Source organism: Methanobrevibacter boviskoreani JH1 (assembly GCF_000320505.1).
Classification (GTDB): domain Archaea; phylum Methanobacteriota; class Methanobacteria; order Methanobacteriales; family Methanobacteriaceae; genus Methanarmilla; species Methanarmilla boviskoreani.
In genome coordinates this window covers 16,770-31,243 of sequence record NZ_BAGX02000013.1, presented here as the reverse complement: position 1 = coordinate 31,243, position 14,474 = coordinate 16,770, and the positions used below count along the sequence as shown (strand labels likewise).

At 29.3% G+C, this 14,474-nt stretch carries 7 protein-coding genes; 3 read left to right on the top strand and 4 right to left on the bottom strand.

Annotated features, from left to right (window positions below):
• Positions 1 to 13 precede the first annotated feature (13 nt).
• From ON24_RS02840 to ON24_RS02825, 4 genes are all read right to left on the bottom strand, one after another.
• On the bottom strand, positions 14 to 6,688 hold the full coding sequence (locus ON24_RS02840; protein ID WP_040681892.1) for a DUF3320 domain-containing protein: 6,675 nt from the start codon (positions 6,686 to 6,688) through the stop codon (positions 14 to 16).
• Positions 6,689 to 7,222: 534 nt separating this feature from the next.
• Positions 7,223 to 8,293 (bottom strand): M42 family metallopeptidase, encoded by a 1,071-nt coding sequence (locus tag ON24_RS02835; protein ID WP_236254916.1) that lies wholly within the window; start codon positions 8,291 to 8,293, stop codon positions 7,223 to 7,225.
• A 502-nt stretch (positions 8,294 to 8,795) separates the two neighbouring features.
• Positions 8,796 to 9,878, bottom strand: coding sequence for a Coenzyme F420 hydrogenase/dehydrogenase, beta subunit C-terminal domain (locus ON24_RS02830; RefSeq protein ID WP_040681891.1), 1,083 nt, complete (start codon positions 9,876 to 9,878; stop codon positions 8,796 to 8,798).
• A gap of 351 nt (positions 9,879 to 10,229) precedes the next feature.
• Positions 10,230 to 11,261, bottom strand: coding sequence for a ribonuclease H-like domain-containing protein (locus tag ON24_RS02825; RefSeq protein ID WP_040681890.1), 1,032 nt, complete (start codon positions 11,259 to 11,261; stop codon positions 10,230 to 10,232).
• Between the two features lie 112 nt (positions 11,262 to 11,373).
• Between ON24_RS02825 and ON24_RS02820 the strand changes: the two genes are divergently transcribed.
• From ON24_RS02820 to ON24_RS02810, 3 genes are all read left to right on the top strand, one after another.
• Positions 11,374 to 11,994: a methylated-DNA--[protein]-cysteine S-methyltransferase gene (locus tag ON24_RS02820; RefSeq protein WP_040681889.1), complete on the top strand. Its 621-nt coding sequence runs from the start codon at positions 11,374 to 11,376 to the stop codon at positions 11,992 to 11,994.
• A 170-nt stretch (positions 11,995 to 12,164) separates the two neighbouring features.
• Positions 12,165 to 12,551 carry a hypothetical protein gene (locus tag ON24_RS02815; protein WP_040681888.1) on the top strand — a complete coding sequence of 129 codons (387 nt, stop codon included), beginning with the start codon at positions 12,165 to 12,167 and terminating at the stop codon, positions 12,549 to 12,551.
• 335 nt (positions 12,552 to 12,886) lie between these two features.
• A complete protein-coding gene (locus ON24_RS02810; RefSeq protein ID WP_040681887.1) occupies positions 12,887 to 14,350 on the top strand; it encodes a sodium-dependent transporter in 1,464 nt (487 codons plus the stop codon).
• The last annotated feature ends 124 nt before the right edge of the window (positions 14,351 to 14,474 follow it).

Here is a 14,474-nt window from a genome sequence, read left to right as displayed (position 1 = left end):
TTAAGGAGAATGGCTATTTTAATTGTATTTCTCCTTCCACATTTTCAATTATTCCTTTTGCAAGCATTAAATCAATAACACTATCAATTCTTTTTGCTGTTTTTTTAGATGTTGATTTAAATCCAAAATTACGGGCAACGGCTTTTGTCAATTTCTCGGTTTTCAAATGTTCTTTAAATATTAGAACCAACTTAATATTGGATCCGATCTCGTCATTTGATATATAGTCAATGTTTGGTTTTTCTCTTTTTCTTACTGTGATTTCAGTGTTATTACTGGAGTAGATAAAATCATCAATAACAGTAAATAGGCTTTTTTCCTCACCATATTTTATACTGTCATTAACTACTGATTTAAGTTTGGAACCTGCTCTCTTTATACCAGATTGATCTTTAATTCTTTTAATAACTATATTCTTATGAACAGGACCTTCAACATCTGCAATATGGGATATGGTTTCTGCAAGGTAGGATATGGATTTATCATAAACGTCCTCTGGAGATTTTAATCCTAAATCTGAGACAGTATTGTAAGGTTTAATGTAACTTTTCATTGTTTTTCCTTTTGACGGTAATGTTCTGTTATCAAAAGATTTAAGACTGTTTTCGGAATTTTTCCTTTCCTTTTCTTCTTTCTGATAATCCTTATCTACTGTTTCTATAAACTCTTCAAGGGTATCATCATCTAAATTGATTGACTCCTTATTATCATGTGTATTTTTATTGTTGGAATTTGTGTAATTGGTATTTCCAGTTAAATCATTGGAGCTTCTATAGTTTGAGTTTTTGTTAAATTCCCTAACATAAATATCCAAGTCATCTGAATCAATAACTGTGGTGTCTGTAATATATTCCTCATTTAATCTATTATTTGAATCACTGATATATTCATCGTATATATTTTCTTGATTGTCTTCAGATTCAACATCATCATATTGTGTATCGGATAATCTATCAATCACATGTACCTTTTCTGGAGGTGTCGGATTTTCTATTTCGTTTAAAGAATTATTGATGTATTCTATTTCTTTAATGAATTTGGAAGCCTTATCAAGTATTGACTCGCTTTTAGTGTTTTTAGGTTGATAGTAAATATTGTTTTTCTTTAATGGATTGTTGATATCAGATATTGAATAGAAGTCATCATAGGTATTTGAACTTTCATCAACTTCAACAGGATATTCCTTTTGATTATTATGGTTTTCATGAGTATTTTTTGAATTAACATTTGATTCTTCTTTATTGGAGTTAAGTTTTTCATCGTTTAAGATATTTAAATCTGAATTATCATTTACTGCAGGTTTTGTTTCTGAGATTTCACCATAAGTGTTTAAAGGACTTGCTTCCTGGGAGTCATAATTTTCACTTTTTATGATATCTGAGATAACTTGATCAAGTTCATCTTCATCATCGGAGTTACTAGTCTCTTCATGGAATTTTTTTCTAAAGCGGGCTTTAGGAATTTTTCCCTTATCGTCTACATCCTTTCTATTGGTGGTTTCATTATTGTCTGAGTCTTTTTGATTAGAATTTTTATTATCCCTAGTTTTTTCCAAACTATCATCAAAGTCAAATCCCACATATTCGTCAAACTTGTCTTTAATATCCTTGTTTTTAATGTCTTTATCGTTTGGAATAAATTCAATAAACTCCTCATCGTCCTTAAGTTCCCTATCAGCCGGAACTTCCAAATATTCATATTCATCATCAGAGGTTATTACAACCTCATCATTGTCATTATAGTCAACCTCATCGCTTTCTTCATCCAAGGAGCTGTCCTCAACACTTATATAATCATTATCTTCATTATTATTATCTTCTGGATTTATATAATCATTATTATATTCATTTGAAGCCTTATCTTCAACGGTTATATAACCATTATCTTCATTGCCATTAGATGGATTATCCTCTACAGTTATATAATCGTTATCTTCCTTATCGTTATCTGAGGATAATCTAGAACCGATAAACGAAGTGATTATATTATCTTTATCATTGTTTTTTCTTTTATCCATGATTTGATTTACTTTATCCTCAGATGATTTTGAAAATTTTTCCACAATGTCATTAACTTTATTCAATGAGGAGCTTGTAAAACTATCAGCTCCAGATCTTTTAAGTAATTCCTCATCGGCCTCGCTTTTAATTTGATTAATAATTTCATCATCAATAGAGATTACATCCTCGAGACCACTATCAGCATCAAACTCACTTTCAGATATATAATCATCATTGTCTCTAGGACTATAATCCTCCACAGATATATAATCACTATTAGAGGAGCCATTATTTGTATCTACGGAGATATAATCATCGTTAGAAGATTTTTTATCATTGCCTCCAGATTTCACTGGGATATGATCATCATCTGATTTATTTTTATCCTTTGAGAATTGATTGATTAATTCCATAGATCTTGATTCTTCCTTATCAATGTTTTCTTTAGAATTATCATTAGCCTTAACGGAATCTTCTTTATTATCGTCTTCACTGGAAACTTCCTTAAAGTCATCGGTTGTTTCACGATTTTTCTCCTCTTCAAGACGTTTTTCCTCTTCTTCTGCTTTTTGTAGCTCTTCTAATCTTCTTTGTTTTTCAGCTTCCATTCTCTCCTGGAATTTTCTCTCCTCTTCAAGACGTTTTTCATCCTCTTTTATTGTATCTATTTTAGCTTGTTCAATTCTTTCGATAAGTCTTTCTTTAGATACTTCACGATTTCTATACCAATCGGTAGACCATAAATGGTATATTTTCCAGCCTAGACCATCAAGAACTTGCTCTCTAAGTCTATCCCTATCTCTTGCAACTTTACTTGATGCATACATCTTACCGTCAGTGGTAATACCTAAAATATATCTTCCAGGATTGTTATCATCAATAATAGCCAAATCTACTCTAAAACCTGCACATCCTACATGTTTGTCAACATTATAACCTTTTTCTGTAAGGAATGTATAAACTGCCTCTTCAAATGGTTCGATTGTATCATCATTACTTGGAATATTTCCCATTGTTAAATTTTCAGCATATTCTAAGAATTCCCTTAAAGCCCTTACACCGAATGGCGGATTGGCAGTTAAATGCATGTCACTTGAACGGAAATTAGAGAATACAACACATTTCTCTTTTGCACGTGTTACAAGTACATTTAAACGTCTTTCTCCACCGTCCTGGTTTAATGGACCAAAGTTTAAAGACATTTTTCTATCCTGGTCAAAACCATAACCTACACTAATAAAGATAACATCCCTCTCATCTCCTTGTATGGTTTCAAGGTTCTTGACAAAGAACCTGTCCTCACGGTTTTCAGAGAATAATGGTTCCAATTCGGGATGTTTATTTCTTTCTACTTCCAGTTCCTCCAGGATAGCATTTCTCTGTGCAACTGAAAATGTTCCAACACCTAAGCTTTTGCTGTCACCGTATTTTTCAAAATGTTCAAAGATTGCCTTTACAACTTCTTTAGCCTCACCGTGATTATAGGATCCCTCACCACGTTCATAAACAGTGTTGGGACAGTATTTAAATTTAAGTCCTAATTCAGGATCATCATGTGAAGGTGACGGATAAACAAGTAGATTATTATCATAGAATTCCTTATTGGATACATTAATTAGTGATTCATGACGACTTCTATAATGCCATTTTAACATTTTTACAGGAAATGAAAGTTTACATAAATGAAGAATACTTTCCATATCCAAAGCACCTGCAACTTCATCATGGGACTCCCCGCCTATAATCTGGTCAAAGAAAGAAGTAGGAGGTAATTGTTGTGTATCACCCATAACAACTGCTGTTTTAGCACGCATAAATGCACCTAAAGCATCCTCAGGTTTGACTTGACTTGCCTCATCGAATATTACAACATCAAACTGTAGTTTAGGATTTGTAGGATCCAAATACTGGGCAATGGATAAAGGACTCATCATAAATACAGGTTTTATCTGTTTTATAATTCCTCCTGCCTTTTCAAGTAATGATCTTACGGTTAAGTGTCCACTTTTTCTTGTAAATTCCCCTGCAAGTATTCTTGCCTCTTCATTACTTGCTCCTCCATAAATCTTAGGAACGTTCTTGTTAAGTTTGTTGAAAACACGTTTCCTATTTAACTCCAAGATTTTTTTATCCAGATCTCTGAAATCTTTTATCTTGTTTTCATGTAACTCTCCTACAAATGAGTTTAATTCCTCGTTTTCCTCAAATACAATGTTAAGTAAACTGTCAGCAAAGTTACCTGAAACCAAAGCTTTAACGTCATCCCTATGAATGTTTCTTTTTTCTATGGTGTCTATGAATAGTTTTGCTTCACTATCCATACAATCCTGTTTGGATTTTAGATATTGGCTCCATAAATGAAGTGAGGACAAATGTCCCTTCCATTTATTAAACTGTTTCACCCAATCATCAAATGATACCTTATCCGCATCCTTATGGAATATTAATCTGGTGTTTGGTTTAAGTTTTGATTGGAGTTTGTTGAGTTGCTTTTTAAAGTTTTCACCCTTATCTATAAAGTCACTTAAAGACTCTTTAATAGCTGCTGTTTTAAAGTCATTTGTAATATAGTCATAAATCTTTTCGGTGAATATGCCTTCATTACATAACTGCTTAAATTCAAACATCCAACTATAAATCTTTTTAAGTTCATCCGGATTTTGATTTAAGTTCCATTCACCTGAGAAGTATCCACGACCTAAATCCTCTTCTGAAAGGATTCTTGCTTTCTGAGATTTGAATTCATTAATTTCTTTTAAATCACTTATAACAGTTGAGTCCCTTGGAACTTTACCGATATAGTACTCTTCAACATCCTTTTTAGGTGATTTTGAAAAGAATGAGAATTTTTTATGTGAAGCTTCCTCGAATTCCCTTATTAAACCATCGATATCCTCATTTAATATTTCTTTGTGGAATTTATCTAAAACTTTTGCTGATTTTTGATATTTTTCCAAATCCTCGATTAATTTCAATCCTTCTTTTGGGCTGTTCCATACTGATGATTGAAGTAAGTTTTTGTCTACAATAGGATATTCTCCATCCAAGAAGTTTAGAGATTCTATTGTTTTATTATAGCTTTCAAGATTAACAGGTTCCTTAATTCCATATGTTTCCTCAGCTATTTCTGCCTCTATTTTAAAATCGTCTAAAGCCGCTGAGGAATCAGTGATTAATAGTTCAATTTCTCTTAAATCACTTGGAAGCAAACTATCTGGTGAACAATAACTCCATGGATTCTCCTGATTAATGGTTCCATGTAACTCTGCAAGATTTTCAAGTGAAATAACAATGTCATCAAGATCCTTCATTGTTAAATCTTCAGGATGGTCAAATCTTACAAGAGGTAATATTTTTCCCTGTTTTGAGAAATACTCCTCGGCATATTCCTTCTTACCATATAAATCATATGGGGATAATTGAACAGCATATAAAGGTTTATGAATTATCTCTGCATAATCGTCTAATTGAACTTTTAAAGTTTCAAGTTTTCTAATGGTTCTATCAATATTCAAATCCCTGGTGGAACGTACATTAGCTGATTTTTGAAGTTCTTTTAGGAATTTTTTACGTCTTGTTTTATGGGAATGTAATTCCAGGACATATTTTCCCAAACCTACTGAACTTAATCTATTCTTTACTACTTCCAATGCAGCCATTTTTTCTGCTACAAAAAGAACTGTTTTACCGTCAGCTATTAATTCGGCGATTAGATTGACAATTGTCTGAGATTTACCAGTACCCGGTGGACCTTCAACAACCAAATTACGTCCGGCTTTGACATCCTCAATTACAGCAATCTGTGAGGAATCTGCATCTAGAACCTGATACATATCCCTATAGTTTACTTTCTTGTCAATGTCTGCCTCATTAAATCCTTCTTGGTCGTTTACAGATGGATCAAATATTGCCTGTATAAGAGGATGATTAGTTAAATCCACCCCATCTTTCCAGCTTTCAGGATTTAAATCATTATACATTATAAACTTGGTAAATGAAAAGAATCCTAATGCCACCTTGTCTGTAACTTCCCATTTTTTCATATGGCTTACAGCTTCAGATACCTTTTTCATATACCTTTCTGGAGCCTCAACATAGTTTCCACCTTCAAAGTCAGGTATCTCAATTCCATCCTCACTTAATTTAGTTTTGAGTGAAATGTTTGTTTGAATATCCTCACCACTCCAATGTAGATAAAAGTTATTGCCTATTTGTTTTCTTTCCATTGTAACAGGTATGAGGATAAGTGGTGCAAGATTAATCTTTTTAGGCTTGGACCTATCAATCCATTTTAGAAAACCGATTGCCATATAAAGAATATTATAACCCTGCTCCTCCAACATTGTTTTAGATTGGTTGTTAATGTAGAAAAGTCTTTTTTGAAGCTGATTAGGTGTTAAATCCACATCTAATTTATTGTCATCATGGGTAAACTTTGGTTTACGTATATTAAAAATGCTATGGGATTCCTTTTCATCTTCAGCCTTTCCTGTTGATACAAACCTCATGGATTTGTTCTGTAAAACAAGGAAATTATAAACATTAGAAGGAGATTGATCAGATATGTTTAGAGTTTGATTACGATCCTTAAAGTTCAAAAGTTGATTTCTAAGTGTTAAATCCAGAAGGTTTTTACGTAAATCCTTAAACTCCTTTTCAATTTTTTTTGAAGATGATGATTTGCTCATTTTTACCCCATTTTCTATTAATGAATTATAATAAATATTGATAATTTTTAGACATTATTCATAATTTTAGATTAGGTTATTAGTTTTCTTTAAATTATGAAAAATAGAATATAATAATGTAATTTATTATATTTAATATATTTAATAAACTTTACTAAATGAATTAAAATCATTTAATATTTAAATTAAATTTGATTAAGACATTTGTTGTTTATCAATTATTCTTAAACTAGTTTTTTTGATTGTTTTTAAAGTATATGATGAATTTTTAAACTATTTTTAATTGATTTAAGTATCCACTATTTTAATCTAATATTGGTTGTATTTATTTTAAAATTATAATTACATATTCTGATTTTTTACAGGTTTATTAAAAATCAAAGGTATATAAAATTAGATATAAAATCATCTTAAGAGATTGGTTCAAAAACTAGTTTAATATATATTAATAAAAACAGATTATTGTTTTTTTTTAAAAAATATGTCATAAATTCTTTAAGAATTGAATAAAAAAAGAAAAAAGGGAAATTAATTTTAAGCTAATGACTCAATAGCTTTAACAATTAATTCAATAGTGTTTTCAATATCCTCTGCACTAGCAACACTGCATGGAGTGTGGATATATCTTGTTGGTACAGAGAATACTCCTGTTGGAATACCTTCCCTTGTAAGACTGATTACACTACCATCGGTAGTTCCACCGTCACCAACTTCTAATTGGTAAGGTATATCGTTTTCATCACCAGTTTTAATAAGTAAATCCCTTACTTTTTTAGGGGTGATGATTCCTCTACCTGCCGCATCGATAAGTACTATAACAGGTCCGTCACCCATCTTTCCAGGAGCTTCATCAGGTTTAATTCCTGGGTGGTCTCCAGATAATGTGGTATCTAAAGCAAATGCCCAATCAGGATTTAATTTAAATGCAGAAGTTCTAGCACCTTTAAGACCTACTTCTTCTTGAACAGTTCCAACACCATAAACTGTAGCATCGGTGTTTACTCTTTTAAGTACTTCCATTACTACATAACATCCTGCACGGTTATCAATAGCTTTTCCCATAAAGCAGTTGTGAGGATATTCTGCAAATATTGTATTAATGTAAATAGGATCTCCTATGGAAACCATTGATTCTGCCTCTTCCTTATCTTTAGCTCCAATATCAATAAACATTTTATCAAATGGAACTACTTTTTTCCTTTCTTCAGCAGTTGTAATGTGAGGTGGTTTAGAACCAATTACACCAGTTACATCACCATGGTCTGTATGAATTGTAACTGTTTGGTTTTGTAACATTTGATCATTAATTCCACCAATTTTTGTGAATCTTAAAAATCCATCATCATCAATGAAACGAACCATTAATCCAATTTCATCCATATGTGAAGCTAACATAACAGTTGGTTTACCTTTTTTACCTTTTTTGGTACAGATAATATTTCCCATATTATCCCTTTCAATTGTGTCTGCTACACCAGTTAATTCTCTTTCAAAAATATCTGCAATATCATCTTCAAAACCAGAAATACCGTTGGTTTCACATAGTTCTTTCATTAAATCCATATTAAAGTATTTATCTGCTTTGGATTCTTTTTTATCACTCATATTTACACCTCGTTATAATGATAAAATTATTTTAGACAATATTATTTCTAAATAAAATCTTTAAAATAATATTTAATTTAAAAAATTCACATATTAAAATTATTTTCAAGAACTTTACTTAGTATAATTTATTTATGTATATAAATAGTATTTTATATTATAATAACTTTTGGTTACTAATTAAAAAAATATGATTTTTTTTAAATTTTTCAGGATATTCATTAAAAGATAGTATCAGAATAAACTTCTTTAAGGAATCTCCTATTATAAAATAATGATCTTTAAGAATATTTTATGCAATTAGCCTGGTTTAAATCAATCTATAATGTAGATAATGTTTAAAAATATAAAATTAGTATCTTAATGTTTTAAATGGATAATCTTTATAATTTAGTTAAATTGAATAGAGAAATAGAATTTTTAAATCAGGAATTAAATATAAATTTAAAAAATAGTTGGTCTTTTTTTTTATCTGATTTTAAAAAGAGTAAAAAGAAGATGTTTAATCTTCCCTATCTGTTAATGCTTTAAAACCGATTGGTACAGTACTGTATTTGGTTCCAGCTGCTGCAATAACATCTGAGACTTTACCAGATACAAATGACTTAGGTTTCCATGGAATATCCTCATCCTGACCTACAAGGAATACCTCATCAACCTTATTTTCATTCAATAGATAGGTTAATATTCCACTTACTACACCACCGTCTTGACCATTAATGCTATTTGACTTAAGAGATAAAATCTTTTTATACTCTCCTAAAGGTTTATCATCAATATCCTCAGGTAAAATATCAGTACTTATATATGTTCTAGGACATGCAAAGTAACATGCATGACAATCTTCCTTACATTTTCCAAATAACTGTGGTTTCCTATCATTAATCTGAATAATATCTATTGGACATACATATTCACATGCACCACATAATACACATCCACCTACATTAATAACATCTGCTTCCAAATTATTAAATTGACAATCTTTGGATTGAGTGACAGCTGATTTTTCGGATAAATGTCTTTGTGATAAAACTTGTCTTGCAACAGATTCCCTTTCTTTAATGTTTTCCTGATTTTCATGGATTTTTCTGTTAGCAATTATTTCAAGAAGTTTTAAACCACTGTCTGTTAATTCTCCAACTTCCAATAATTCCTTATTAATCATGTCATTAATGATTTCTTCACCTTTATCTGTTCTAACAATTACAGTTGAATATCCTTTAGAACTACCTACAGATCCAACAGAAATATCAGATAAATCGGCGGTATAATCAGTACATACCTCACAGTTTTTACGTGTAAATATTTTTGTTTCACGGACAGGTATTGAAAACTTGTTTCCATCATTTAAATAAACTATAAATTGTCCTTTTTCAATACGGAATTCTTTAATTTCATGCATTTCAATGTTGTTACTGTTTAAAAATTTTTCCAGGTATGTATATGAATAATTTTCCATACAAAATAGGCCTATTTTAATATCAATAGGAGATCCGCCAGTTATATCGCTATATTTATTGATTTTAGTTGCAGCTGTAATTTGACATGGAGTTCCCACCATTGCAGTTCTTAATTCATCCATTAAATCACCTCAAGAATTAGAATAAATTTCTTAAATTATGAATTTATTAACAATATTATTATAATGTATATATTTTTATAGATTTAAACTTTATTAAAAATTATACAATTTTCTAAAAAATTAGTTTGAATTAAATAAAATATTGAAAACTATATGAAATCATATGTAAAATTGAATAACCTATAAAATTCTATTGATTCTCATTAGGTTTAAACTTTTAATTTAATTATAATCTAGATAAATGCCTTTCAGTCTCGGATTCTTATATAAATTCTAAGTTTATGTTTCAATTGAATTATATTATATTAGAAAATTAATATCCTCATAAAAATTTATAGTTTAGAATTTAATTTAAAAGTTAATGTCATCATAAATCCTCATAAATATTTCCACAAGGGATATAATATCAAGACGATTATGTCTTATAATAGGTACAAGTGGTCCAATGTTTTGACTGTCTACATATGTTTTATAGTATTCAGGAATGAATTGTCCTGGAACATCATTAAATCTTTCAAAACCACATATATAAGACTCCACAGTCTGTAATCTGCAATTTTCTAATCTTTCCTTATAGAGTTTTCTTGCAAAATACAATAAATCGTAATGTAAATGTTTGTCATATTTTATTCCAAAGTAGTCCGCCCTATTTTTAATAAATGGTATATCAAATCTGGCTCCATTATATGTAACATGTACTGAATCCTCATCAAGGTTTGATATGTAAGCATCGATAATACTGGATTCCTCCTGACCGTTTCTTTGTAAATATTGTTTGGATATAAGTTTATCATTTTCAATATATGCGATTCCAATAAGGATTATTGGTACATTTTTAAGTCCCAGTGTTTCAATATCCATAAATCTGAAGTTTTCAACATCTACTTTATCTGCACACATCATCGTGTTATATTCCTTTAATTTTCTCATCAATCTGAAATAATCCTGGAAGTTTTGATTGTTAATTGTATCAATTAAAGATTCTGCTTTTTTAGAGTATTTTGGATGATTCTTTAACTTATAAAGATTATCGTAACCATTATCTTTTAAAGCTATTTCCTTTTTATTACCAATACCTGATACAAGTTTTAAATCGTTAATCAAATCCCTTTCAACTTCATTATCTTTAAGGTTAAAGTTGATCTTTTTGCTGTTTACTATTTCCAATGCTTGTCCATAATCATTGTCAATGGTATGAACTCCTTTAAAATCCGTGAAACTTTTATCTTTATATCTTTCCAATAATTCTATTTTATATTGATTAAAATAGGAGTTAGAATTTTTGTAATATTTTAGATATGTTTCCTTTGAGGGATTTTCGCTTGATAATGAGCCCATTAGTACTTTCCTTAAATATTCTTCATGTTGATTATATCTTGACATACTATATACCAGAAAATTATATTTAATTTAAATAAGATTCTACCAAAAACAATATTATTATAATAATATATATTATTATATATAATAATATTAATTTTTCAGGATTGATAATATGGAAATGGAACTTAAGGAGTTTACAATTGAAAAAACAATAATTGGCCCTATTACTATTGTTTTTCAAGATTCTGATAATGTTTTAATTAAAAACATTATATTGTCTACTCCAGATTTAAAATCTAAAGAAATTGCATATGAAAATTATGATAACTTAGATTCCGTAAGTTTTAGTCATTTGAATAAAAGAATTAAGAAGCTCGTTTTAGATATTCAAGATTATTTAAATGGGAAAGACTTTAAGTTCCCATTAGATAATTTTGATTTTTCCGGATGTAGTCCATTTGAAAGAGAAGTTTTAAATGCAGAATATAATACCAAAAGAGGATCTGTAAATACCTATGGTGAATTAGCTAAAGAAATTGGTCATCCCAAGGCATATAGGGCTGTAGGTAATGCATTAAGAAAGAATCCATTTCCAATTGTAATACCGTGTCATAGAACCATTAAAAAAGATAGAACCATTGGTGGGTTCAATGGATATCAGGGAGGAATTGAATCTAAAGAAATACTCTTATCCTTGGAAAATGTTGAGGTACAACAGAGAAAAGTAATTAGTGAAAGTCCTGTCATATCCTTAAATAAAAAAGCACAAAAGAAATTAGATATTGATAACTAATTTCATTTACCAGCTTAATTAGCCATTTAGCCAATAATAATTACTATTAAAAAATGATTAATTTTATTTTTATTGAAGTCTATTAATATTAAAGTTAATTAAATATTAACGATTAAATTTATCATTATAAAAATTAAATTATTAATTGAATAAATATTTCAGGTTATATAATGAAGTGGAGAATAGCTACAGTCTATGGAATACTATCTTATTTATTGGTATTTATTTGTTCTTCATTAACCAATAGGGTTATTAGTGCAGATTTACCATTATTCAATACATATATGCCATTATGGATCATATTCTGGGCTTTAATATTTGGTATTATATATATTAGACCATTGCCTGATAATGAAATAGCCGAAGGTTTGGTTTTAGGTGTATACTTTATTGTAATTTCAATAATATTGGATGGCATACTTGCTTTATTTAATATTTCACCAGGTAATTCAAGTAATATTGATTATATTTATAGAATAGCTTACATGTATCTCTTCTATCCGATAATCACTACAACTTTAGGTTATATGGCTAATTTTGATGTTCAATTGAAATAACTTTCATTTTAATCTTTTATTAAAAATAGAATTTTATTTTAATTAATAAATATTTCAATAAGATATATGATATTTTATTCATTTTTTAAGTTATTCTATTTATTGTAAAGATTATGGAATATTTTTTAACTTTTTTTGAAAAACATTCAATAAATTTCTAAAAACTTTAATTTATATATTTTTTTAAATTACTTTTAATATTTTTTCTAATTAAAAAGAAATAAATTTATACAAGTTTTAACATAATATTACTGTTTTAGTTTTTATATTTTTAAATTCTTGTTTTTAAAAATATGATAATTTTTTTATAAATTTTTTTTAAAATGGGTTTTATAATGACTGAAAAAAATCAATGGAAAAACAATATGACCTTTTTACTAGCTATGATAGGTTCTGCTGTAGGTCTGGGTAATATTTGGCGTTTTCCATACATATCCTATACAAATGGTGGTGGAGCATTTTTGGTTCCTTACATTATAGCTATAGCATGTGTGGGCTTGCCATTTATTTACATAGAATATGGTGCAGGATACAGATTTAAAGCTAGTTTAAGTAAAATATTACGTAAGATAAATAGAAAATTCGAATATATTGGATGGTTCATTTTAATGGTACCATATCTAATTCTAACATATTATACATGTATTCTTGGATGGAATATCATATATTTATTTTTAAGTTTTAATAAAGGATGGGGACAGGATACAAATGGATTCTTTATGAATTCCGTTCTTCAAGCATCTAATAATCCAATGAGTGCACTCCATATGGTATTGCCTGTATTATTCGCCATATTTATAGTATGGTTCATTGTATGGTTTATCTCCCATAAAGACTTAAATGATGGGCTTGGTAATGTCTGTGCAGTTTTAATTCCTGTTCTGTTTGTACTTATGGCAGGAATTGTAATATATTCATTAACATTACCTGGAGCATATATTGGTGTAAAAGCTTTATTTACTCCTGATTGGAGTCAAATCACAAATATAAACATATGGCTTGCAGCATTCGGACAGATTGTATTCTCACTAAGTTTAGGCCTATGCATTATGCTTACCTATGCAAGTTATTTGCCGAAAGGAGTGGATCTTGTTAAAAACGGTTTGACTGTTGGTTTAACAAATAGTGGTTTTGAAGTGTTTACCGCCGTAGGTATGTTTAGTATTTTAGGTTTCATGAGCTTATCCAGTGGATTACCATTAGACAAAGTAGTTTCTGCAGGTACTGGTCTTGCATTTATTGCTCTTCCTAGTGTATTTGATAAAATGGGCTTTGTTGGATATATAATTGGACCTTTATTTTTCATATGTTTATTCTTTGCAGGATTAACCTCTGCATTATCTCTTGTTGAACCTATATCCTCAGCACTCATCGATAAATTTGGAATTAGTCGTAAAAGAGCATCTACATACATATGTATTGTTGGGTTTTTAATAGCGATAATATATTCAACCTCCTATGGTAACAATATATTAACCTACTTCGATCAATTCCTAAATCAGTTTGGTTTACTTCTAACCATGATTATCGAATGTGTTATATTCGGTTGGATTTATAAAATAGATGATATAGTTGATAGTATTAATAAATACTCCAAACATAAGATTGGTAAAACATGGAAATTTATTATCAGATACTTTATACCAATTGTAATAGGTATTATGTGGATTACAGGTAATATTCAGAACTTCGCAAGTGGAGATTCCAATCAAATAATCATACAGGGCTTGTTACTCCTTGTAATGATAGTAGTTCCAATATTGTTTACTAAAGCAAAACCGAAAGTTGATGATTACTGAGTAAATCTCAGTAAACATTCCCTTTTTTTAGATACTAATTATTAAATTTAATTAATTAAAATGATTTTGTTAATTTAAAATTGCATATTATTAAAACCAATTAATTACACTAAACATTATTATT

Bases quoted from the DNA above. Each gene is read 5' to 3' on its own strand.
- ON24_RS02835 (WP_236254916.1), bottom strand. From the start codon at position 8,293: ATGAGTGATAAAAAAGAATCCAAAGCAGATAAATACTTTAATATGGAT.
- ON24_RS02815 (WP_040681888.1), top strand. From the start codon at position 12,165: ATGAAGTGGAGAATAGCTACAGTCTATGGAATACTATCTTATTTATTG.
- ON24_RS02810 (WP_040681887.1), top strand. From the start codon at position 12,887: ATGACTGAAAAAAATCAATGGAAAAACAATATGACCTTTTTACTAGCT.
- ON24_RS02840 (WP_040681892.1), bottom strand. From the start codon at position 6,688: ATGAGCAAATCATCATCTTCAAAAAAAATTGAAAAGGAGTTTAAGGAT.
- ON24_RS02825 (WP_040681890.1), bottom strand. From the start codon at position 11,261: ATGTCAAGATATAATCAACATGAAGAATATTTAAGGAAAGTACTAATG.
- ON24_RS02830 (WP_040681891.1), bottom strand. From the start codon at position 9,878: ATGGATGAATTAAGAACTGCAATGGTGGGAACTCCATGTCAAATTACA.
- ON24_RS02820 (WP_040681889.1), top strand. From the start codon at position 11,374: ATGGAAATGGAACTTAAGGAGTTTACAATTGAAAAAACAATAATTGGC.